17 protein-coding genes are annotated in these 22,343 nt (G+C 61.6%); 2 read left to right on the top strand and 15 right to left on the bottom strand.

What is annotated here, in order from left to right:
- Positions 1–141: 141 nt before the first annotated feature.
- The 14 genes from AD663_RS22950 to dksA form a co-directional block, all read right to left on the bottom strand.
- A complete protein-coding gene (locus tag AD663_RS22950) occupies positions 142–438 on the bottom strand; it encodes a DUF2845 domain-containing protein (RefSeq protein WP_003185517.1) in 297 nt (98 codons plus the stop codon).
- The gene (locus AD663_RS22945) at positions 438–3,371 is read right to left on the bottom strand and encodes a DUF748 domain-containing protein (RefSeq protein WP_053214600.1); all 2,934 of its coding nucleotides are present in this window, start codon (positions 3,369–3,371) and stop codon (positions 438–440) included. Before AD663_RS22945 ends, AD663_RS22950 begins: the two co-directional genes overlap by 1 nt.
- A 119-nt stretch (positions 3,372–3,490) precedes the next feature.
- Complete coding sequence (locus tag AD663_RS22940) at positions 3,491–4,507, bottom strand: class I SAM-dependent rRNA methyltransferase (protein WP_053214599.1); 1,017 nt, start codon at positions 4,505–4,507, stop codon at positions 3,491–3,493.
- A 209-nt stretch (positions 4,508–4,716) separates the two neighbouring features.
- On the bottom strand, positions 4,717–6,654 hold the full coding sequence (gene acs, locus AD663_RS22935) for an acetate--CoA ligase (protein ID WP_053214598.1): 1,938 nt from the start codon (positions 6,652–6,654) through the stop codon (positions 4,717–4,719).
- Positions 6,655–6,848: 194 nt separating this feature from the next.
- The gene (pgi, locus tag AD663_RS22930; protein ID WP_003185510.1) at positions 6,849–8,513 is read right to left on the bottom strand and encodes a glucose-6-phosphate isomerase; all 1,665 of its coding nucleotides are present in this window, start codon (positions 8,511–8,513) and stop codon (positions 6,849–6,851) included.
- A 344-nt stretch (positions 8,514–8,857) separates the two neighbouring features.
- A complete protein-coding gene (panC, locus tag AD663_RS22925; protein WP_003185508.1) occupies positions 8,858–9,718 on the bottom strand; it encodes a pantoate--beta-alanine ligase in 861 nt (286 codons plus the stop codon).
- Entirely contained in the window at positions 9,715–10,515 is an 801-nt protein-coding gene (gene panB / locus AD663_RS22920; RefSeq protein ID WP_003185506.1) for a 3-methyl-2-oxobutanoate hydroxymethyltransferase, read from the bottom strand. Before panB ends, panC begins: the two co-directional genes overlap by 4 nt.
- Before the next feature lie 327 nt (positions 10,516–10,842).
- A complete protein-coding gene (gene folK / locus AD663_RS22915) occupies positions 10,843–11,328 on the bottom strand; it encodes a 2-amino-4-hydroxy-6-hydroxymethyldihydropteridine diphosphokinase (RefSeq protein WP_003185504.1) in 486 nt (161 codons plus the stop codon).
- Positions 11,329–11,332: 4 nt separating this feature from the next.
- Positions 11,333–12,730, bottom strand: a complete 1,398-nt coding sequence (locus AD663_RS22910; protein ID WP_003185502.1) for a polynucleotide adenylyltransferase PcnB — start codon at positions 12,728–12,730, stop codon at positions 11,333–11,335.
- 736 nt (positions 12,731–13,466) lie between these two features.
- The gene (locus tag AD663_RS22905; RefSeq protein WP_053214597.1) at positions 13,467–14,900 is read right to left on the bottom strand and encodes a sigma-54 dependent transcriptional regulator; all 1,434 of its coding nucleotides are present in this window, start codon (positions 14,898–14,900) and stop codon (positions 13,467–13,469) included.
- Positions 14,901–14,922: 22 nt separating this feature from the next.
- The gene (locus AD663_RS22900) at positions 14,923–17,877 is read right to left on the bottom strand and encodes a sensor histidine kinase (RefSeq protein ID WP_003185498.1); all 2,955 of its coding nucleotides are present in this window, start codon (positions 17,875–17,877) and stop codon (positions 14,923–14,925) included.
- Positions 17,861–18,037 (bottom strand): hypothetical protein, encoded by a 177-nt coding sequence (locus AD663_RS29010; RefSeq protein ID WP_003176118.1) that lies wholly within the window; start codon positions 18,035–18,037, stop codon positions 17,861–17,863. The genes AD663_RS22900 and AD663_RS29010 overlap by 17 nt, the downstream gene beginning before the upstream one ends.
- 77 nt (positions 18,038–18,114) lie before the next feature.
- Positions 18,115–19,005 carry a tRNA glutamyl-Q(34) synthetase GluQRS gene (gene gluQRS, locus AD663_RS22890; protein WP_003185496.1) on the bottom strand — a complete coding sequence of 297 codons (891 nt, stop codon included), beginning with the start codon at positions 19,003–19,005 and terminating at the stop codon, positions 18,115–18,117.
- Between the two features lie 231 nt (positions 19,006–19,236).
- On the bottom strand, positions 19,237–19,680 hold the full coding sequence (dksA, locus tag AD663_RS22885) for an RNA polymerase-binding protein DksA (protein ID WP_003185494.1): 444 nt from the start codon (positions 19,678–19,680) through the stop codon (positions 19,237–19,239).
- A 338-nt stretch (positions 19,681–20,018) separates the two neighbouring features.
- Here dksA and AD663_RS22880 point away from each other — a divergent pair, with 338 nt between their 5' ends.
- Positions 20,019–21,191: a pyridoxal phosphate-dependent aminotransferase gene (locus AD663_RS22880; protein ID WP_053214596.1), complete on the top strand. Its 1,173-nt coding sequence runs from the start codon at positions 20,019–20,021 to the stop codon at positions 21,189–21,191.
- Positions 21,191–21,946: a DNA/RNA nuclease SfsA gene (gene sfsA, locus AD663_RS22875; RefSeq protein WP_053214595.1), complete on the top strand. Its 756-nt coding sequence runs from the start codon at positions 21,191–21,193 to the stop codon at positions 21,944–21,946. Before AD663_RS22880 ends, sfsA begins: the two co-directional genes overlap by 1 nt.
- Here the strand turns inward: sfsA and AD663_RS22870 are convergent.
- The gene (locus AD663_RS22870) at positions 21,902–22,219 is read right to left on the bottom strand and encodes a Rieske (2Fe-2S) protein (RefSeq protein ID WP_003185488.1); all 318 of its coding nucleotides are present in this window, start codon (positions 22,217–22,219) and stop codon (positions 21,902–21,904) included. The two genes, sfsA and AD663_RS22870, sit on opposite strands and share 45 nt — an antisense overlap.
- Positions 22,220–22,343 lie beyond the last annotated feature (124 nt).

The following is a 22,343-nucleotide window of genomic DNA, read 5'->3' as shown; positions in this document are numbered from 1 at the left end:
CCACAGTAATCGCATTCTTCCTGAACGAACCCGGACTACTCCCACAGTTGATCGCGTTCTGCCTGAATGAACCCGGTCTACTGTGGGAGCGAGCTTGCTCGCGAAGGCGGCGCTGCGGTCACCGGATGGCTTGGGTGAGGATTAGCGCCCGCGCTTGCTGGTGATCTGCACCAGCCGATTCCCTTCGAAACGCAGGTACTGGTACATGCCGCTGTTGGGCCCGTAGGTCCATTCCTCCACCGGGTATTCTTCCCGGCGATTGACGCTGCGCTTGTAGCCCAGGTCATCCCGCGCCACGGGCTGTCCGCATTTTTGCAGCACCTCGCTGGAACGGTCACCTACGCTGATCAACTGGCTGCCGCAGCGCAGGGTATCGGCGGCCACTGCCTGGCCCGCAACGAGCGTCAGGCCCAGGCAAAGCCCATACAAGCCTTTCATTATTCCGCATCCAGATGCAGTGGCGTAATCACACGCCCGTCGCTTTCGGCCTCGCCGAGGCTGGCATCGATGAAGTACACGCGGTCGTCGGCCAGCTTGCCCTTGTCCACCAGGAAATCCTTGATGCTGCTGGCTCGCTCCTGGCCCAGTTCGCGCAGCAGCACATCACTGCCGCTCCAGAACTTGATGACCCCTTCACGCAGTTTCTCGATACGGGCCTTCTTATCCAGTTGCGTCCATTCGGCCGGTGGCTGGTTTTTCAAGCGAGTGCGGTAGATGCCTTCCAGCAGCGGAGCCTTTTCATCCTCCGGTACTTCGAGCAGCGAAGCCTTGGCCGGGACCTTATCGCCTCGGCGCTGCAGCATTTTGTAGTAGTTGTACTGGTACTCACGCTCCAGGCGCTGGGCGGCGAGCAGTGGACCGTCACTACTTGCAGCGGCGGTGCCTTCGATCTCCAGGCGCAGTTCGGGGCGTTTGCCCAAGGCCTCGGACAGCTTGAGCAGCACGCCTTCGTTGTCCTTGCTCAGGTCGCTGGAACCCGGGGCGAACGCCACGCTACCCAAATCCTCGGAACCGCCGCCAGACACCAGCCCGCCGATGAGTTTGAACGGCGCCTCGGTCGCTCGTACCAAAAGGTTGCGCAGGGTCTGCCAGACAATTGGCATCACGCTGAATTGCGGGTCGTTGAGGTTGCCGGTCACCGGCAGTTCGATGGAAATCTTGCCCTCGGAATCCTTGAGCAGCGCGACGGCCAGTTTCAGGGGCAGGCTCACGGCGTCCGGGCTGTCGACCTTTTCCCCCAGTTGCAGCTGTTCGACCACGACTTTGTTTTCCGCCTGGAGCTGGCCCTTGGTGATGCGGTAATGCAGATCGAGGTTGAGCCGGCCCTTGCGGATGCGATAGCCAGCGAATTTGCCGGAGTAGGGCGTCAGGGTGGTGAGCTCGACCCGTTTGAAACTGGTGGCGATATCGAGGCTGGCCATCGGATCGAAGGGGTTCACGGCGCCCTTGATGGTGACAGGTGCGTAGCGGTCGACCTTGCCCTTCACGTCGACGGTGGCCGGTTTGGCCTGGCGGCTGTCGATGGTACCGATCTGGCCGTTGAGCTGTTGGATGGCCGTGGCGAAGTTGGGCGTCAGGCTGAAGTCGGCGAAGTTGGCCGAACCGTCATTGATGGCGATGCCGCCGACGTGGATACCCAGCGGTTTTTCCTGGGATGCAGGTTTCGCCGCGGCGGGTTTCGAGGCGGCGTCGGCCGGTTGTGGGATCAGCAGGTCATCGACGTTGGTGGTGCGGTCGTCGTTGATCATGAAGCGCGCATAAGGCTGGAACAGGTTGACCTTGTCGATGGACAGGCTGTCGCCGTGCTGATAATTGAGGCCCTCGAGGACCAGGCTCTGCCACTTGAGGAAGTCGCGAGTCTTTAAAGTATCGAGGGTGTGCAACTGATCGACCTGGGCGCGGCCGGTGACGGCAAAGGCCAGCGGCTCGGTGCTCTTGAGATCGACCACCAGGTCGCTGCCGAGCATACCGGAGCGCAGTTCCAGGCGAATGAACGGGTTGATGTACGACTGGGCGACGCGCAGGTCGATGTCCTGGGTCTTGACCTTGAGCCGAGCGGTGATCGGGTTCAGGTTGACCTCGCCGTCGGCCAGGAGCTTGCCCTGTTTACCCACTCCGGTATCCAGCTTGAGCGTAAAGGGCGAGCCATTGAGGGTGTCGTAGTTCTGCAGGTCGAGGTTCAGCGGACCCACTTCCAACGCCACGGCCGGCTGCGCCTTTCGGTCGGCCAGGTGCACCTGGTAATTGCGCAGTTGCACATCCTTCAACAACACTTGCCACGGTTTACTGGCTGTTTCGGGTTTGGCTTTAGGCGAGTCGGCGACTGCCGGGGCTGATGCCGGTTCGGCCTTGGCCTGCGGTTTGGTCGGTTGGCTGGCGAAAAGCTTTTGCCAGTCCAGTTGCCCATCGGCCTCAAGAGCTGCCCAGGTTTCAAGTTTCTGGCTGCGGATCTTGCCCACCACCACTTGTTGCTTGGCGAGGTCGACCGTGGTTTCGCTCACATCCAGGCGTTCGAGTTTCACCAAGGGGCGGCCATCCGGGGCCTTCATGGCAAAAGGCGCGACGCTGACCGCCGCGTTGCTGAGTAGCAGTTCAGTGCCCTTGGCCAGGTTGAGCTTGTAGTCGGTGCTGAGGTTCAGCACGCCATTCTCCAACACCAACGGCACCGCATCGCGCACGTAGGGCCACCAGGCTTTCATCTGGCCGTCGGTAATCTTGAGCTTGCCCTCGGAAGCGATCGGCGAAAGGCTGAAGTTGCCGGTCCAGTCGATCTGCCCACCTTGAGGGCCTACGGCCACAAGGGTCATGTCGGCGTTGTCGTCAGGCAGTGTGCTGAGGTTCTTCAGCTCGAAATCGAGGGTGTCGTAAAGAAATTCGATGGGCTCGCTGGGGCGCAGGTCCTCGAAATGCACATACCCGCCGGCCAGCTTGATTCGATCGACCCGCAGCGGGAACGGCTTGGTTTCTGGATCGGCGGGAGTCGGTTCGCTGGCCGGCAATTTGAACAGGCCCAACAGATTCAACTGACCGTCCTTGGCGAACACCACGTCGGTCTTGGGTTTGTCCAGTTCGATGTCGGCCAGGTGCAGGGCCCCGGACCACAGGCTGTTGAGCTGCAGGTTGGCGTACAGGCGTTCGAAGCCGACCTGTTCCTTGCCCGGTTCGCCTATATTCAGGCCCCAGAGCGTGACTTCAAGGCTGAACGGATTGAGTTCGATGCGCTGGATGTGGGCCGGCACGTTGGCACGCTCGGCCAGTTGCTGATTGGCGATCCGCAAGGCAACGCCCGGTAATATCAGAAAGCCCAGCAGGCTGTAGAGGGCCAGTGCGGTCAACAGGGCGGCAAAAGCGCGAATCAATCCTTTGGGCATGTGCGGCTTCATCTAATGTGAATTCGGAGTGCCTTGGAGTATGGCACGCGTTTACGGTTCCGAAGCCACTGTGATTTAACAGATTTGTCCGTTTTCCGCGTAGGAGTTCTGAGGCTGGCTTAGAGCTGAAGCACCAAAGTCTTGAGTGGCGGCTGTTGGTCCAAAGAGGGGAAATCACTGCCGGGTGTCAACACGCTCCATTCGCGTACCGGGCGGCCGGCCTTTTCGGCGCAACGCAACACTTGCTCGCGCCAGTCGTCCATGGAGACTTTTGCCAGGTTGTTGCAGCAGATCAGCACACCGTCCTGCGCCGTGGTGAGCAGTGCCGGCTTGAGCAGGCTCTGATAATCGCGCAGCAGGTCGACAGTGCCGAAAGCGCTCTTGGCCCAGGCTGGCGGATCGAGCAGCACCAAGTCGTATTGGCGTTGCTCCAGACGCACATAGCTGGGCAGTTTTTGCCCGCGTCGCTGGCTGATGGGCAGGCCGGCCAGTTGGCGGATCGCCGGGAAGTAATCCGATTGCACGAACGCCATGGCCGGCAAATCGGGGTTGAGCAGGCCGTTTTCACGACCCACCGCCAGGTTGCCTTCGGCGAAGTCCAGGTTGCACACTTCCCGCGCGCCGCCGGCCGCCGCGCTCAAGCCGACGCCGCAGGTGTAGGCAAACAGATTCAGGACGCTCTTGTTGCGGCTGTGTTGCTTGACCCAGCCGCGAGCGTTGCGCAGGTCAAGAAACAACAGCGGGTCCTGCCCGGCGTGGCGTCCACGTACCCGGTAGTTCAAACCCCATTCATGGCCGACCAGGTCTTGCAGGGCGGCTTCGTCGGCCTGGTAGACGGTGTCCTGGCGGTCGATGCGCGAATTGCCCCGGGCACGGTCGTTGTAGACCAGCAAGGTGTCCAGGCCCAGGCATTCATTGACGATGCCGTGCAGTTGCAACAAGGCCTCGCGCTCCAGCGATTGGTGGAAGCTTTGAACCAGCAGTTGCGGGCCGTAGCGGTCGACGGTCAGGCCGGGCGCGCCTTCCTGGCTACCGTGGAACAGGCGATAGCAGTCGGTGCCTTGCTGGTGCAATTGGCCAAGCAGGTCCTGACGCTGATCGAGGGCGGCGCGCAGCGCCTGATTCAAGGAAGACATGCCGGGCGCGCCTTAGAGAAATGAGGCGCGGGAGTCTAACAGTTATGCAAACCGGGGTTGGGTATTGCATACGCATGTGAAGCCGAGCACCGAACTGTGGCGAGGGAGCTTGCTCCCGCTGGGCTGCGCAGCGGCCCCATCATTTTTGGGAGCGCTACGCACTCCAGCGGGAGCAAGCTCCCTCGCTACGGGTGTATTGCGTTGCCTTTCTAACGATTCAGGCGCTTATCGATCAGCCCCTCCACCACACTTGGATCGGCCAAGGTCGAGGTGTCGCCGAGGCTGTCGAGCTCGTTGCAGGCGATCTTGCGCAGGATGCGCCGCATGATCTTGCCCGAACGGGTCTTGGGCAGCGCCGGAGCCCACTGGATCAGTTCCGGTTTGGCGAAGCTGCCGATTTCCTTGCTGACATGGGCAAGCAGTTCCTTTTTCAACTCATCGTTGGCTTCCACACCGTCCATTGGGGTGACGAAGGCATAGATGCCCTGGCCCTTGAGGTCGTGGGGGTAGCCAACCACTGCCGCTTCGGCGATGTTGTCGTGCAATACCAGGGCGCTTTCCACCTCCGCAGTGCCGATGCGATGCCCGGAGACGTTGATCACATCGTCGATGCGCCCGGTGATCCAGTAATCGCCGTCTTCGTCGCGACGGGCACCATCGCCGGTGAAGTAATAACCGGGGTAGGGCTTGAAGTAGGTGTCGACCATGCGTTGATGATCGCCATAGACGCTGCGAATCTGCGCTGGCCAACTGGACTTGATCGCCAGCACGCCGCTGCCGGCACCGTGGATTTCCTTGCCCACTTCGTCCAGCAGTACTGGCTGCACGCCGAATATCGGCCGCGTGGCGCAGCCCGGCTTGAGCCGCGGTGCACTCACCAGCGGGCTGAGCATGATGCCGCCGGTTTCGGTCTGCCACCAGGTATCGACAATCGGGCAGCGCTGTTCGCCAACCACGTTGAAATACCATTCCCACGCCTCCGGGTTGATCGGCTCACCGACACTGCCGAGCAAGCGCAGGCTTTTGCGCGACGTCTCCTGCAACGGTCCGGCCCCTTCGCGCATCAGCGCGCGCAGGGCAGTCGGCGCGGTGTAGAAAATATTGACCTGATGCTTGTCGATGACCTGCCAGAAGCGCGCGCTGCTGGGATGGCTCGGCACCCCTTCGAAAATCAGCGTGGTGGCGCCGTTGGCCAGCGGACCGTAGACGATGTAGCTGTGGCCGGTGACCCAGCCGACGTCGGCGGTACACCAGAACACTTCGTTGTCGCGGTAGTCGAGCACGTACTTGAAGGTCATCGCCGCTTGCAGCAGGTAGCCGCCGGTGGTGTGCAGCACGCCTTTGGGCTTGCCGGTGCTGCCGGAGGTATAGAGGATGAACAGCGGATCCTCGGCATCCATCGGCTCGGGCGAGCAGTCGTCGCTCATCTCGTGCATGGCCTGGTGATACCAGAGGTCACGGCCTTCGACCCAGTTCACTTCGCCTTGGGTGCGCTCGACCACCAGCACGGTGCTGACGTTCGGGCAGCTTTCCAGCGCCTTGTCGACGTTGCGCTTGAGCGGTATGAAGCGCCCGCCGCGCACGCCTTCGTCGGCGGTGATCACGGTGCGGCAATCGGCGTCGAGAATCCGGTCGCGCAGGGAATCCGGCGAGAAGCCGCCGAACACCACCGAATGCACCGCGCCGATGCGTGTGCAGGCGAGCATGGCGTAGGCGGCCTCCGGGATCATCGGCATGTAGATGCAGACCCGGTCGCCTTTCTTCACGCCACGGCTTTTCAGCACGTTGGCCAGGCGGCAAACATGGTTGTGCAGTTTTCGGTAAGTGATTTGCGCCGATTCGGCGGGGTTGTCGCCTTCCCAGATAATCGCTATCTGGTCGCCACGGCTGTCCAGGTGGCGGTCGATGCAGTTGGCGCTGACGTTGAGCTTGCCACCGGCGAACCAGCTGGCGTCACCATTCTTGAGGTCATAGCGCTGGACGGTTTGCCAGGGCGTCATCCAGTCGAGAAAGCGCGTGGCCTGCTCGGCCCAGAAGGCGCTGGGGTGTTCGATGGATTCTTTATAGAGCCGCTGGTACTCGTCCTGACTCAGTTGCGCAGCCCGGCGGACGGCATCGGCTTGGGGGTACTGGCTGATATCGAACATGACGGTTCCTTATTCTTGTTCTTGCGACAAGTCATAAAGATGCGCCGAGTAGCCGGAGGGTTCAAGTCATGCACAAACAACTGTGGGAGCGGGCTTGCTCGTGAAGGCGATGTGTCAGTTGACATCAATGCGTCTGACACGCCGCCTTCGCGAGCGATCTCGCTCCCACAGGGGTACGCAGGAGCGAGATGCAATCAGCCGCGATGACGCCCACGGAAGTAGTTGATCAAGCCTTGGGTCGAAGCGTCTTCGGCCAGGCTTTCTTCGCTGCCCACCAGGCGGTTGTAGACGCCCTTGCCCAGCTCTTTGCCCAACTCCACGCCCCATTGGTCAAAGGCATTGATGCCCCACACCACGCTCTGCACGAACACCTTGTGTTCATACAGCGCCACCAGGGCGCCGAGGCGACGGGGGCTGATGCGTTCGACCACCAAGGTGTTGCTCGGACGGTTGCCCGGGATCACTTTGTGGGCGGCCAGTTTCTGTACCTCTTCTTCGCTCGCCCCCTTGTCACGCAGCTCGGCTTCGGCTTCGGCGCGGGTCTTGCCCAGCATCAGCGCCTGGCTCTGGGACAGGCAGTTGGCGTACAGCCACTGGTGGTGGTCGGAGACCGGGTTGAAGCTGACGATCGGCACGATGAAATCAGCTGGGATCAACTGGGTGCCTTGGTGCAGCAACTGATGGTAGGCGTGCTGGCCGTTGGCGCCGACGCCGCCCCAGATTACCGGACCCGTGTCGGTGGACACCGGCGTGCCGTCCTGGCGGACGCTTTTGCCGTTGGATTCCATGTCCAGCTGCTGCAAATGCTTGGTGATGTTACGCAGGTAATGGTCATACGGCAGGATCGCGTGGCTTTGCGCGCCCCAGAAGTTGCCGTACCACACGCCCAGCAGGGCCAACAGCACCGGCATGTTCTGTTCGAACGGTGCGCTCTGGAAGTGCTGGTCCATTGAATAGGCGCCGGACAGCAGTTCCTTGAAGTTCGACATGCCGATGGCCAGGGCAATCGGCAGGCCAATGGCCGACCACAGCGAGTAGCGCCCGCCGACCCAATCCCACATCGGGAAGATGTTTTCTTCGCGGATACCAAAGGCCACCGCGGCCGCATTGTTGCTCGATACCGCGATGAAATGGCGATACAGCTCCGCTTCGGAGCCGCCCTGGGCCAGGTACCAGGCGCGCGCGGCCTGGGCATTCTTCAGGGTTTCGAGGGTGTTGAAGGATTTCGACGAGACGATGAACAGCGTGGTCTCGGCGCGCAGCTTCATGGTCAGCTCGTGGAATTCACTGCCGTCGATGTTGGCCAGGTAGTGGCAGCGAACGCCTTTCTGCGCATAGGACAGCAGTGCTTCGGAGACCAGCTCCGGCCCGAGGAAGGAGCCACCGATGCCGATGTTCACCACGTCGGTGATCGGCTTCTCGGTGTAGCCACGCCAAAGGCCGTCGTGGATGCGGCCGACCAGATCAGTGATCTGGTTCAGCACCTTGTGCACGTCCGGCATCACGTTGACGCCGTTGACCTGCAACTTGTCGCCAACCGGGCGACGCAGTGCGGTGTGCAGGGCGGGGCGCTTTTCGGAGGAATTGACGATCTCGCCTTCGAACAGGGCCTTGATTGCGCCCTTGAGGTCGACTTCGTTGGCCAGGTCCACCAGCAGGTCGCGGGTCTGGGCGTTGATCAGGTTTTTCGAGTAGTCGAGAAACAGGCCGCAGCTCGACAAAGTGAATTGGCTGAAACGTTGCGGGTCGGCATTGAACGCTTCGCGCATGCTGAAATCCTGCATGGCTTTGCGGTGGTCATTCAGCGCTTGCCAGGCAGGCAGAGCGGTCACGTCATGAGGGGTTCGGTAATACGCCATCGCTGCGGGTTTCCTTTTTACTTGAACGACCTTTTGTACACGAAATATTCCGGCGCGGCTCGAGACGGGCGTCCGGACGCTGCATCGACACGATCGCCGGACGCAGGGCGACTACAGTAAACCTCGCGTGGCGATCTGTCTTGACTTTGTCAGACCCGTCCCCGGTACTTTTTTATACAGCAGGGGCGGGAGCGGTCCGACAGACGGAGGTGTGATGACAGCTGACGGGTTGAAGGGCTCATGTGGGAGCGGGCTTGCTCGCGAATGCGGTGTGTCTGCGCCACTAATGTTGAACGGGCTGGCCCTTTCCCGAGCAAGCCTGCTCCCACACTGGATCGATGGGGTCAGGCTGGGGTATCGAGATCCAGGTGCAGATTGTCGATCAGGCGCGTCGTTCCCAGGAATGCCGCAGCCAGTATCACCAGGTCGCGGTCCTCGCTCGTGGCCGGGCGCAAGGTCCGGGCCTGGCGAATCTCAAGGTAATCGGGACGCAGGCCGGCGGCTTCCAGGTGCTTGATCTGCTCGGCAACCAACGCCGGGAAATCCCGCTGCCCCTGGCGAATCGCTTCGGCAATCTGGCTCAGACCGCGATAGACCACGGGTGCGACGGCGCGTTGGTCCGGGCTGAGGAAGCCGTTGCGCGACGACAGCGCCAAGCCGTCCTCGGCACGCACGGTGGGCTCGCCAATGATCTGGATCGGCATGTTCAGGTCATGGACCAAGGCGCGGATGACTGCCAGTTGCTGGAAATCCTTTTGGCCAAACACCGCGATGTCGGGCTGGACCATGTTGAACAGCTTGCTGACCACCGTCGCGACGCCTTCGAAGTGCCCGGGACGGCTGGCACCGCACAGGCCTTCGGACAATTGCGGGACGCTGACCCGGGTCTGTCCGGCCATGCCGTCGGGGTACATCTCTTCGACGTTGGGAGCGAACAGCAGATGGCAGCCGGCCTGGAGCAGTTTCTCCTGGTCGGCCGCCAAGGTGCGGGGGTATTTGTCCAGGTCTTCGCCGGCACCGAATTGCAGCGGGTTGACGAAAATGCTCGCCACCACGAAGTCGGCTCGTTGCGCGGCCTTGGTCACCAGCGCCACATGCCCGCTGTGCAGGTTGCCCATGGTCGGCACGAAGGCAATGCGCTTGCCTTCGCCGCGGGCCCGGGCCACGGCGGCCCGCAGTTCGCGTACGGTTTTGACGGTGTTCATGCGCTGAATCCGTGTTCGACGCCGGGAAAGGTCACAGCCTTGACTTCGGCCACGTAGGCGCCAAGGGCAGCCTGGATGGTGGTGTGCCCGGCCATGAAATTCTTCACGAACTTGGGCACACGGCCGGTGATCGACAACCCGAGCATGTCGTGCAGTACCAGCACCTGGCCGTCGGTGGCGCTGCCGGCGCCAATCCCGATGACCGGGATCTTCACAGCCTGGGTGATTTCTTCCGCCAGCTCGCTGGGCACGCATTCGAGCAGCAGCATCGCCGCGCCGGCCTGCTCCAACGCTATCGCATCGGCGCGCATCTGCCGTGCCTGGTTTTCATTGCGACCCTGGACCTTGTAGCCACCGAGGATGTTCACCGCTTGTGGCGTCAAGCCCAGGTGCGCACACACTGGAATGCCCCGCTCGGCCAGCAGTCGAATCGAATCGGCCAGCCACAACGCACCTTCGATCTTGACCATGTGCGCGCCGGCTTGCATCAACTGGGCGCTGTTGGTCATGGTTTGTTCGAGGGTGGCGTAGGCCATGAAGGGCAGGTCGGCGAGGATCAGCGCGTCGGTGTTACCGCGCTTAACGGCGGCCACGTGATAGGCCATGTCGGCGGTGGTCACCGGCAGCGTGCTGTCGTGACCTTGCAACACCATGCCGAGGGAATCGCCCACCAACAGCACTTCGATACCGGCCTCGTTGCAGGCGTGGGCGAAGGTTGCGTCATAGCAGGTCAGCATGGCGATTTTCTCACCTTTTTGCTTGAGACCTTGCAGCGTGGTCAGGGTAATAGCTGGCATGAATAAAGTCCTCATTAGGCGCTCGATACAGGCGCACCCTCTATGCGTGGTGCTTGTAAGGCCCGGATAGCGCCCTTAAACGCCGCGTTGGCGGCTACGGGACGCCTATAGTCGTGAGGAGCTCTCGGGAAGTCAATTGGATGTGTTACCGGCGGGTGTTACCGCGGTGACTGATGCGTTTCAGCCAGGAGGACAGTCCCGCAATGACTGTTCGGTACTGGCACCTGTTGGAGCGAGCTTGCTCGCGATAGCGTCGGATCAGCCAGCATGGATGTTGATGGGCACACCGTTATCGCGAGCAAGCTCGCTCACAAGGAATGGTTTTCGTCAGTGGGAGTGCAGGCGTTCCAGGCCGATAAACGGGCACGCTGCAAGCAGGTCCTTGAGCAGGCGGCCATCGGCCAGGCGCAGGTCGGCGGGGGCCAACTCGGCAAGCGGATACAACACGAAGGCCCGGGCCTGCATATGGTAATGGGGGACTTTGAGGCGGGGCTCGTCGATCAGGCGGTCCCCAAACAGCAGGATGTCCAGGTCGAGGGTGCGCGGGCCCCAGCGCTCCAGGCGCTCGCGACCCTGGCCGGTTTCGATGGCTTGCAGCGCATCGAGCAGCTCCAGCGGCGCCAGGCTGCTGTCCAATGCAGCCACCGCATTGGTATAGCGCGGTTGGCCGGGCAGCAGGGAGTCGCTTTGATAAAACGCCGAGACCCCGGCAAGCCGGGTGCCCGGTAATTGCGCCAGGGCCTGGAGGGCGCTGCGCAATTGTCCGGCGGGTTCGGCCAGGTTGCTGCCCATGCCGATGTAGATGCGTTCCAATCGACTATTCGCCCGAATCGCTCGGCACACCGGCGCGTTTACGCTTGGCGCCGCTGCTGCGACGACGTTTGCGCGGGCCACTGGCGCCGTCTTCCTTGCCGCTGAGGTCACGAATCATGTCGCGGCGCTCGCTCTCGTTGGCGTCCTGGTAATCAGTCCACCATTCGCCCAGGCCATCGGTCTGTTCGCCGGCGCTTTCGCGCAGCAACAGGAAGTCGTAGCCGGCGCGGAAACGCGGATTGTCCAACAGCAGGTCGGCACGTTTGCCGCTACGCCGTGGCAGGCGTTCCTGCATGTCCCAGATCTCGCGGATCGGCATCGTGAAGCGTTTTGGAATCGCGATACGCTGGCACTGTTCGGCGATCAGCTCATGGGCTGCTTCCTGCATCGCCGGGATCGGCGGCATGCCGCGGTCTTGCAGGCGCAGCACGCGGGCGGGCAGGGCAGGCCAGAGCAGGGCGGCAAACAGGAACGCTGGGGTCACCGGCTTGTTCTGCTTGATGCGCAGGTCGGTGTTGGCCAGCGCTTCGCTGATCAGCGTGTGGGTGTAGGTCGGGTTGTGTTCCAAGGCTTCGGCGCTGGCTGGAAACAGCGGATCGAACAGTTGCAGGTCCACCAGCATTTCGAAGGTGTCCGCTGCGTTGCCTGAAAGGAACAGCTTGAGCACTTCCTCGAACAACCGCGCCGAAGGGATTTCGCGCAGCATCGGCGCCAACTCGCGAATCGGCGTGGCGCTGTGTTTTTCGATGCCGAAGTCCAGCTTGGCGGCGAAACGCACGGCCCGCAGCATCCGCACAGGGTCTTCCTGGTACCGCTGCTTGGGATCGCCGATCAGGCGGATCAGCCGATTGCGGATGTCGTGAACACCGTTGGCGTAATCGAGAATGCGCTCGCTGACCGGATCGTAATAGAGGGCGTTGATGGTGAAGTCACGGCGTTGCGCGTCTTCTTCCAGGGTGCCGTAGACGTTGTCGCGCAGGATGCGCCCGCTCTCGTTGCGAGAAGACTGGTTGCTGTCTTCTTCCTCATCGTTTTGCGGGTGATTGGCGCGGAATGTCGCCACTTCAATGATTTCGCGACCGAAGTGGATGTGGACCAGCTTGAAGCGCCGGCCGATGATCCGTGCGTTGCGAAATTCGGCCCGTATCTGTTCCGGCGTGGCGCTGGTGGCGACGTCGAAATCCTTGGGCGTGATGTTGAGCAGCATGTCGCGCACGCAACCGCCGACCAGGTAAGCCTGGTAGCCGGCGCTCTGCAGGCGTTCGACGATGTTCACCGCATAACGGCTGAACTGGGCCTTTTGCAGGGAATGCTGGCCGCTGTTGAGCACTTCAGGCGTGCTGCGAATGTGTTGCGTACGACGCAAGGGAGAACGGAATGACTGGAACAGCTTCTTCAGCATGGGATGCACTGTTTGAAGGAATATTCGGCCAAAAACGAAGAGTGACCGCACGATGGGCCGGGATTCTAGCATTTAGTCGAGGGATGGTGTAGGACGCAGGCGTTTTGAGCTGCAAGCTCAAGCGACAAGCCTTGTAGGCTGCGGAGAAGGCTGAACGACAGAAACCACAAGGGGAGCCGAAGCTCCCCCAGAATTAGTTACGTGCTCTATTTTTATTATTGGTTTCGGGCTTCTTGTTTTTGTTGAGTGCCCGCGTCACGAGGTTTCCCTTCGTGACCCTCCCAATCGGGAGCCAAGAGCAAACGGATTGCTTTGGTCGCTGTGTTGCAGTGATCAATCGATCCAACCAGTTCAGGCACCTGTCTCAAGACAGTTTTATTGTTCTCGGCCTGGTTGTGGGGCAAGCCCCAAATACAACGCCTCTCCAAAAGAATCAGTTAGCTGCGCCTCTCGCCGTCTTGTTTTTATTGTGCGTGAGTCGATTCGTCTTATTTTTATTGTCTTTTGCATTGCTTGTTATTGTTCTTGTACCAAAGCTATAGCAGGGTGCGTGCCAACTTTTGCGAAGACCAGGAAAAACGGGGGTTCTATGCTTATACCCATTTTTTCGGGGCGAAAAAAAGCCGGGGTTTCGTTACCGTAAACCCCGGCTTCTGTTACGTGAAAAAACTGAGGTAACAGTTTTTTCACATTCCTCGATATCAAGCCTGCCCTCTGTGGGGCAAGCCTGCCCCACTCAGCTTTCGCTGGCTACCCCAGTCTTGCGCCGTGGGATTCCCAGGCGTTGGCGACGTTCCCACAGGCACTTGCGGCTGACACCCAGCTTGCGGGCCAGTTCGGTCTCGGTCATGTGGTCCTGGTGTTCCAGGACGAAATGCTGGAAGTAATCCTCCAAGGACAGGTCCTCGGTGGGCTCATGGCTGGTATTGCTGGCAGCGCCGCCCTGTTGCGGGGCCAAACCGATGAACTCTTCATCGTCCAGGTCGCTCAGTTCGATGTCGATGCCCAGCAGATCAGCGGAAATTTCCGGGCTCTCACAGAGGATCACCGCACGCTCGACGGCATTTTCCAGTTCTCGGACGTTACCCGGCCAGGCGTAATGACGAATGGCCTGCTCGGCGTCCGGGGCGAACTTCAGATCGGTGCGGTTGACCCGCGCGCTCTGCCGGGCAAGGAAAGCCTGGGCGATTTCATTGACGTCCGCGCCACGCTCGCGCAGGGCCGGCAGTTTCAAGGCAATCACGTGCAGGCGGTAGTACAAGTCTTCGCGGAACTGGCCGATTTTCGCCAGGCTCTTGAGGTCCCGGTGAGTGGCCGCGATCAGGCGTACATCGACCTTCTGCGATTGCACCGACCCGACCCGGCGGATTTCGCCCTCCTGAAGCACCCGCAGCAAGCGCGCTTGGGCTTCGAGGGGCAGTTCGCCGATTTCATCGAGGAACAGCGTGCCACCATCGGCAGCTTCCACCAGGCCGGCACGCCCGGCGCTGGCACCGGTGAACGCGCCTTTCTCATGGCCGAACAGTTCGGATTCGATCAGGCTTTCCGGAATCGCCGCGCAGTTCACCGAGATCATCGGCGCCTTGGCCCGGCGCGACAGGTTATGCAGGGCGCGAGCCACCAGCTCCTTGCCGGTACCGGACTCGCCCTGGATCAGGACGTTGGAATCGGTCGGTGCGACTTTGCGGATCTTGCTGTACAGGTCCTGCATGGGCGGGCAGGAGCCAATGATGCCGATTTCGCCATTACTGTTGCTGGCACCGGCTTTGGCGGAAGTGCTGGCCTTGCCGACCGGCTCCGACGGGCTGTTGGTCGCCGCTTGTCGGTCGCGCAGGATGCGGGCCACGGCCTGGAGCATCTCGTCATGATCGAACGGTTTGGCGATGTAGTCCACCGCGCCCATTTTCATGGAGTCCACTGCCGAGCGCAGGCTGGCATAGCTGGTCATGATCAGCACCGGCGTGCCCTGGCCGAGCTTGATCAGCTCGGTGCCGGGAGCGCCAGGCAGGCGCAGGTCGCTGACGATCAGGTCAAATGTCGGGATGCTGAAACGCTCTTGTGCTTCCTGCACTGAACCGGCTTCGCTGACCTGGTACTGGTTGCGTTCCAGCAGGCGGCGCAAGGCGGAGCGGATAATTGTTTCGTCTTCGACGATCAAAATGTGCGGCATTGATTCGATTCTCTCGACGGTCTCAGTTCACAGCGGACGTCGCTTCGACATGACGCGGCAAGGTCACCCGGATACGGGTACCGCGTTGGCTCTGTACATCAGCCGGGCTGTCGATGGTGATTTGTCCATAATGCTCTTCAACGATGGAATAGACCAGTGCGAGGCCCAGACCGGTGCCCTCGCCAGGATCCTTGGTGGTGAAGAAGGGTTCGAACAATCGGTCCATGATGTTCTGTGGGATACCGCTGCCTTCGTCCTCGACGATCAGGTCGACCGTGTGTTCGAAAGCTTCGCTCTTGACCCGCACCGCGCTGCCGGCCGGTGAGGCGTCGCGCGCGTTGGACAGCAGGTTGATCAATACCTGGGCGAGCCGCTGGGGATCGCCGTCGACCCAGTGGTCCGGATCGCACAGGTTGAACAATTGCACTTCGAAGTTGCGCCGGTTGAGGGCCAGCAGGCCAATGGCATCCTGGGCCACTTCCGCCAGGCAGACGGGCTCGTCATTGTGCTGGTGACCGCCGGCATGGGCGAAGCTCATCAGCGACTGGACGATGCGCGACACACGCTTGGTCTGCTCCAGGATCTGGCCGCTGATTTCCGTCAGCTCGCTGTCGTCCTCGCGTTCTTCGCGCAGATTTTGCGCCAGGCAGGCAATACCGGTGATCGGGTTGCCGATCTCGTGAGCCACCCCGGCGGCCAGTCGGCCAATGCTGGCCAGTCGCTCGGAATGGACCAGTTTGTCTTCGAGCATCTGCGTGTCGGTCAGGTCTTCCACCAGCAGCACCAGGCCGCTGTTACCCGGTGCGAGCGGCTCGTCGATGGCGGCCTTGTGCAGGTTCAGCCAGCGGGTCTGGCCGTCCAGCGCCAGGTGCTGTTTGTGCAAGTGTTCGTCCGGCAGATCGATGAAGCCTTGGAGCAAGCCTTTCCAGGGCTCGCCCAGGGTGCTCAGGCGTGAGCCGACCACGCGCTGGGCGGCGATCCCGGTGAGTTCTTCCATGGCCTTGTTCCACATGAGGATTTCCTGGTCCTTGGCCAGGGAGCACACGCCCATCGGCAGTTCCTGCAGGGTCTGGCGATGGTAACGACGCAGGGCGTCCAGCTCGGCTGCCAGGCCGGTGAGGCGCGAGTGGTAGTCCTCGAGGCGGCTTTCGATGAAATGGATGTCTTCGGTGACATAGTTTTCGCCGCCGGCCTTGTACGGCAGGAACGTCTCGACCATGTCCTGGGCCACGCTCGGGCCCATCAGGCCGGAGAGGTTGGCTTCGATCCGGTCCCGCAGGCGGCGCAAGGCGTACGGGCGGCGTTCATCGAACGGCAGGTAGAGGTCGCGCAGGGCCTGTTCAACTTCCTTCTGCGCTGCCTTGGCGCCCAGGGGCTTGGCCAGTTGCGTGGCGAATTCCTGGGGGGAGGCGGCGTGCAGCTCGCGGCGCTGCGGCCGGCGGACGTTGTCCACCGCGCAGGCTTCGGCGGCGCTGGCCTCTTCGCTGCTGGCGTTGGTGAACAGTGAAATCAGGGTGAACATCAGCACGTTCGCCGCCAGGGAGGCGATGGCTGCCATGTGCCAACTGGTGTCGTCGAGCACGTAGATCATGTTCAACAGCGGAATATAGAAGCCCTGCAGGTTGCCCAGCAGGGGCAACAACATCGCGACCAGCCACACGAGGATCCCGGCCAGCAACCCGGCGATGAAGCCGCGGCGGTTGGCGGTCGGCCAATAGAGGACCGACAGCACGCCCGGCAGGAACTGCAACGTGGCGACGAACGCGACGATGCCCAGGTTGGCCAGGTCCTGGCCATCACCGAGCATCAGGTAGAAACCGTAGCCGGCCATGATGATTGCGACAATTAACGCCCGACGCGTCCATTTCAGCCAGCGGTAGATGTTGCCTTCAGCCGGTGGCTGATAAAGCGGCAGCACCAGGTGGTTGAGGGCCATCCCCGACAGCGCCAGGGTGGTGACGATAATCAGGCCGCTGGCCGCCGACAGGCCGCCAACGTACGCCAGCAACGCCAAGGCCTTGTTGTTGGCGGCGATGCCGATGCCGAGGGTGAAATATTCCGGATTGGTACTGGCCCCCAGCTTCAAGCCAGCCCACAGGATCAGCGGCACCGCCAGGCTCATCAGCAGCAGGAACAACGGCAGGCCCCAACTGGCGCTCACCAGCGAGCGCGGGTTGAGGTTTTCGGTAAACGTCATGTGGTACATGTGTGGCATGACGATCGCCGATGCAAAGAACACCAGCAGCAACGTCCGCCACGGGCCTTCCTGCAAAGGGGTATGCAAGGCGGCGAGGGCGGTCTGGTTCTGCAGCAGCCACACTTCCAGTTGTTGCGGGCCATCGAACACGCCGTACAAGGCATAGAGGCCGACGCCGCCGATGGCGATCAGTTTGATCACCGATTCGAAAGCGATAGCGAACACCAGGCCTTCATGTTTTTCCCGCGTGGCGATATGCCGGGAGCCGAAGAAAATCGTGAACAGGATGATCAGCGCGCAGAAACTCAGGGCAACCCGATGTTGCACCGGTTCGCGCGTCAGGATGCTGATGGAGTCGGCCACGGCCTGGATTTGCAGGGCCAGCAGCGGCAGAACGCCAACCAGCATGAAAATCGTCGTCAGTGCGCCGGCCCAGGTGCTGCGAAACCGAAAGGCGAACAGGTCGGCCAGGGAGGACAACTGGTAGGTGCGGGTGATTTTCAGGATCGGGTAGAGCAACACCGGCGCCAGCAGGAATGCCCCCGACACACCGAGGTAGCTGGACAAGAAACCATAGCCATACTGGTAGGCCAGCCCCACCGTGCCATAAAACGCCCAGGCGCTGGCATAGACGCCCAGCGACAGAGTGTAGGTCAGTGGGTGGCGGATGATCGCCCGGGGGATCATGCCCCGTTCGCTGATCCAGGCCACGCTGAACAGCACCGCAAGGTAGGCGGCGCTGATCAGGATCATCTGGGTCAGGCTAAAGCTCATCGGCATCTTTTTGGCTCTGCAGGATGAAGGTCACGACAATCAGGATCAGCCAGAGTAGATACGGCCGATACCAGGCACCCGTGGCGTCGATCCACCAGTCCATGATGGCCGGGGAGAACAGATAGATCCCCACTACCAGGAGCAGGACCAAGCGATAGATGTACATCCCAGCCTCTCCTCTTTATGTGCGTGCCCGAAAACGTGCGGCGATGGTAACGGATGGGCGCCAAGCTGCAAGGGCCGTCAACGTATTTGCGCTTCGGGGATGCTCAGTGTGCGCGGGATCCGGCCTGCGTCCCAGTGGCGAATGCCCCAGGCCAGCAGTTCCCGAGGGCTGGCATCGGCCAGTTCGGCGCCCGCCGGCTGGCCCAGCGCGCGCAGTGCCCGCAACAGCAGCGGCGTGGCCTGATTGGCTGCCAAGGGTGGCGAGCGATAGGATTTTCCGAGCTTGTGTCCGTCCGGCTGGGTGATCAGCGGCACGTGCAAATAGCGTGGCTGTGGCAGTCCGAGCAACTCTTGCAGGTACAACTGGCGCGGCGTGGAATCCAGCAGGTCGGCGCCGCGCACGATATCGGTCACGCCTTGCCAGGCGTCGTCCAGCACCACGGCCAATTGATAGGCGTAGAGCCCGTCGCGCCGGCGAATGACGAAATCCCCGACCTCGCGGCCCAGGTGCTGGCGGAACTCGCCCTGGACCCGGTCGGTGAAGTGATACTCAAGCTCAGGGACGCGCACACGGATAGCAGCGTTTTCGGTGCCGTGGCCGGCGTTGCGGCACAGTCCCGGATAAACGCCCTGATGTTGCTCCAATTGTTTGCGCGAACAGGTGCAGGCGTAGGCCAGGCCTTGGCTGAACAAGCGCTGGATGACCAGATCGTAGGCTTCGTGCCGGTCGCTCTGGCGAACCATCTCGCCGTCCCATTCGAACCCGTAGCTTTCCAGTGCCTTCAGGATCGCCGCTTGTGCGCCCGGTTCTTCCCGGGGCGGGTCGAGGTCTTCCATGCGCAACAACCAGCGCCCACCCACGGCGCGGGCATCGAGGTACGAGGCCAGGGCGGCGACCAGCGAGCCGAAGTGCAGGTGGCCGCTCGGGGTGGGGGCGAAGCGGCCAATGTAGGCGGTGGTGGCAGTCATAGGCGAATGTTACTGGGTCTGGTCAGGCAGGAACACATGCCTTGCGATCACGATGTCCCTTGTGGGAGCGGGCTTGCTCGCGAAGGCGGTGTGTCAGTTTCGATATAGCTGAATGATCTATCGTCTTCGCGAGCAAGCCCTCTCCCACAGGGTTTCGTCGGATCTGGGAAAGCTTCAGCAATAAAAAAACGGAGCGTGCGAACGCTCCGTTTTCGGTTACAGCCCGTGCAATTACTTGCCGACCTGTTTTTCCTTGATTTCCGCCAGGGTCTTGCAATCGATGCACAGGTCGGCGGTCGGTCGGGCTTCCAGGCGACGAATACCGATCTCGATGCCGCAGGACTCGCACCAGCCGTATTCTTCGTCTTCGATCAGTTGCAGGGTCTTGTCGATTTTCTTGATCAGCTTGCGCTCACGATCACGGGCGCGCAGTTCGAGGCTGAACTCTTCTTCCTGGCTGGCACGGTCGGCCGGGTCAGGGAAGTTGGCCGCTTCGTCTTTCATGTGATCCACGGTGCGGTCGACTTCCTGCATCAAGTCCTGTTTCCACTTGTTCAGGATCTTGGTGAAGTGCGCGCGCATGGGGGCGCCCATGTACTCTTCGCCGGCTTGCGGGACGTAAGGCTCAAACCCGCTGAGCGTCTGATTTTGATTCTGCTTTGCTTGGGTGGGCATGAATGGACCGCCTCTACTCTTGTAATCCACTACGCAGGATTGCTCCATCACCGACACCTGCCGGCCCTGCGGCTGCAAGCGGGCGAACTTACCAGATCAAATCGGGCCGCGCTACTCCCGGTTGTCGAGCCTGCGGCCACCGGGGCTTTGTAAGGCGTGGTCGGGTTCGGTCCGGTGCAGAGTCAATCCTGCTCAATGCTTGATTCTAGTCAAGCCTGGGCCGATCGCCGAAGACATTTCCAGCGATCCACGGGCTCAGACCGCTTCAGGTTCTCGCTCGTTCCCGTACGTGTCTCGAGTTGGGTAGAATCGGTTCTTTTTTACCTGAAGGAAGGCTAATGGCTCAGCCATACAGTGCGCGCAGTCGCGCCATCGAACCTTTCCATGTGATGGCGCTACTGGCCCGTGCCAATGAATTGCAGGCCGCTGGGCACGACGTCATCCATCTGGAAATCGGCGAGCCGGATTTCACCACCGCCGAGCCGATCATCCAGGCCGGCCAGGCGGCACTGGCGGCGGGCAAGACCCGTTACACCGCGGCCCGTGGCATTCCCGAGCTGCGTGAAGCCATCGCCGGTTTCTACCAGCAGCGCTACGGGGTGGACATCGACCCCCGGCGCATCCTGGTGACCCCGGGTGGGTCCGGCGCGTTGCTGCTGACCAGCGCCTTGCTGGTGGACCCGGGCAAGCATTGGCTGCTGGCCGACCCCGGTTACCCGTGCAATCGCCATTTCTTGCGGCTGGTGGAGGGCGCCGCGCAATTGGTGCCGGTGGGCCCGGACGTGCGTTACCAACTGACGCCGGACCTGGTGAACCGTTATTGGGACCAGGACAGCGTCGGCGCGTTGGTCGCCTCGCCGGCCAACCCTACCGGTACGATCCTCTCCCGCGACGAGCTGGCGGGGTTGTCGAAGGCGATCAAGGGGCACAACGGCCATTTGGTGGTCGACGAGATCTATCACGGCCTGACCTACGGCACCGACGCCGCCAGCGTGCTGGAGGTCGACGACGATGCTTTTGTCTTGAACAGTTTTTCCAAGTATTTCGGCATGACCGGCTGGCGGCTTGGCTGGTTGGTGGCGCCTTCGGCCGCTGTGAGCGAGCTGGAAAAGCTCGCGCAGAACCTCTACATCAGCGCGCCAAGCATGGCCCAGTATGCGGCCCTGGCCTGTTTCGAACCGGCCACCATCGAAATCTTCGAACAGCGTCGGGCCGAGTTCGCGCTGCGTCGCGACTTCCTCCTGCCGGCCCTGCGTGAGTTGGGCTTCGGCATTGCGGTGGAGCCGGAAGGGGCGTTTTACCTGTATGCCGATATCAGCGCGTTCGGCGGCGATGCCTTCGGGTTCTGCCAGCACTTCCTCGAAACCGAGCACGTGGCCTTTACCCCAGGCTTGGATTTCGGCCGCCATCAGGCCGGCCACCATGTGCGTTTTGCCTATACGCAGAGCCTGCCGCGGCTTCAGGAAGCGGTAGAGCGAATCGCACGTGGGCTGCGGAGCTGGCAAGGCTGATGTTTTTTTCCCCTGCGTTGGAAGAAGGTCGCCTGATTCGCCGTTACAAGCGTTTTCTTGCTGATATCGAGACCGTTCACGGCGAATTGCTCACTATCCACTGCCCGAACACCGGCTCAATGCTCAATTGCATGGCGCCGGGAGCACGCGTCTGGTTCAGTCGCTCCAGCGACCCCAAGCGCAAGCTGCCCGGCACCTGGGAGGTCGGCGAGACCCCTCAGGGACGGCTAGCCTGCATCAATACGGCGCGGGCCAACGCCTTGGTCGAAGAAGCCCTGCGCGCCGGGGTCATCAGCGAGTTGAACGGGTTTACCGGGCTCAAGCGCGAAGTGGCTTATGGACAGGAGAACAGCCGTATCGATTTCAGGCTGGACTATGAAAACCGCTCGGCCTGGGTTGAAGTCAAAAGCGTCACATTGGGTTTCGATGGCACGAATGTGGCGGCATTTCCCGATGCGGTGACCGTACGGGGGGCCAAGCATCTGCGCGAGCTCGCCTGTCTGGCCCGGGAGGGCGTGCGGGCGGTGCAGCTGTATTGCGTGAACCTGAGTGGTATCGAAGCCGTGCGACCGGCGCAGGAAATCGACCCGGTGTACGCCGCTGCCCTGCGTGATGCGGTGACGGCAGGGGTCGAGGTGCTGGCCTATGGAGTTACGCTGACGCCCGAGCAGATGTGGGTGGACCGTGCGTTGCCAGTACTGCTCGAACCGCTACAGATCGACCCAGATGCCTTGCTTGTCCTCCCGGCTGTCTAGCGCGCCCAGGAACTGACCGGCGCAGGGGCCGGCCACGCATTCACCGCTCTCGATCAGAAACAGCGCGCCGTGAGTGGCGCATTGGATCAGGCTCGCGCTGGCATCGAGAAACTGATCGGGTTGCCATTCCAGCGGCACACCACGGTGCGGGCAGCGGTTGAGATAGACATACACCTGGCCGGCACGCCGCACGGCCAGCACCTTGCGGCCATCGAGTTCGAAACCGCGACTGGCGTTGTCGGGCAGTTCGGCGGTGGTACAAAGAAACTTCATGTGTGTCTCTATATAGCGGTCTGAATGAAGCCCTTCAGGGATTCATGTGGCAATAGACCCCTGCTTGACGGTCAAATGAAAACAATTATCAAATGGCGCTTCCTTCGCAGGTGGCTGAGGATAC

The sequence above is a fragment of the Pseudomonas sp. Q12-87 genome (assembly GCF_001269755.1).
GTDB lineage: Bacteria > Pseudomonadota > Gammaproteobacteria > Pseudomonadales > Pseudomonadaceae > Aquipseudomonas > Aquipseudomonas fluorescens_S.
This window is presented reverse-complemented; position numbering and strand designations above follow the sequence as displayed.

Coding starts and splice junctions, on each gene's coding strand:
- AD663_RS22880 (WP_053214596.1), top strand. CDS start 20,019: ATGGCTCAGCCATACAGTGCGCGCAGTCGCGCCATCGAACCTTTCCAT.
- AD663_RS29010 (WP_003176118.1), bottom strand. CDS start 18,037: ATGTACATCTATCGCTTGGTCCTGCTCCTGGTAGTGGGGATCTATCTG.
- AD663_RS22900 (WP_003185498.1), bottom strand. CDS start 17,877: ATGCCGATGAGCTTTAGCCTGACCCAGATGATCCTGATCAGCGCCGCC.
- AD663_RS22905 (WP_053214597.1), bottom strand. CDS start 14,900: ATGCCGCACATTTTGATCGTCGAAGACGAAACAATTATCCGCTCCGCC.
- panC (WP_003185508.1), bottom strand. CDS start 9,718: ATGAACACCGTCAAAACCGTACGCGAACTGCGGGCCGCCGTGGCCCGG.
- acs (WP_053214598.1), bottom strand. CDS start 6,654: ATGTTCGATATCAGCCAGTACCCCCAAGCCGATGCCGTCCGCCGGGCT.
- gluQRS (WP_003185496.1), bottom strand. CDS start 19,005: ATGACTGCCACCACCGCCTACATTGGCCGCTTCGCCCCCACCCCGAGC.
- AD663_RS22945 (WP_053214600.1), bottom strand. CDS start 3,371: ATGCCCAAAGGATTGATTCGCGCTTTTGCCGCCCTGTTGACCGCACTG.
- AD663_RS22910 (WP_003185502.1), bottom strand. CDS start 12,730: ATGCTGAAGAAGCTGTTCCAGTCATTCCGTTCTCCCTTGCGTCGTACG.
- dksA (WP_003185494.1), bottom strand. CDS start 19,680: ATGCCCACCCAAGCAAAGCAGAATCAAAATCAGACGCTCAGCGGGTTT.
- AD663_RS22870 (WP_003185488.1), bottom strand. CDS start 22,219: ATGAAGTTTCTTTGTACCACCGCCGAACTGCCCGACAACGCCAGTCGC.
- AD663_RS22950 (WP_003185517.1), bottom strand. CDS start 438: ATGAAAGGCTTGTATGGGCTTTGCCTGGGCCTGACGCTCGTTGCGGGC.
- pgi (WP_003185510.1), bottom strand. CDS start 8,513: ATGGCGTATTACCGAACCCCTCATGACGTGACCGCTCTGCCTGCCTGG.
- panB (WP_003185506.1), bottom strand. CDS start 10,515: ATGCCAGCTATTACCCTGACCACGCTGCAAGGTCTCAAGCAAAAAGGT.
- sfsA (WP_053214595.1), top strand. CDS start 21,191: ATGTTTTTTTCCCCTGCGTTGGAAGAAGGTCGCCTGATTCGCCGTTAC.
- AD663_RS22940 (WP_053214599.1), bottom strand. CDS start 4,507: ATGTCTTCCTTGAATCAGGCGCTGCGCGCCGCCCTCGATCAGCGTCAG.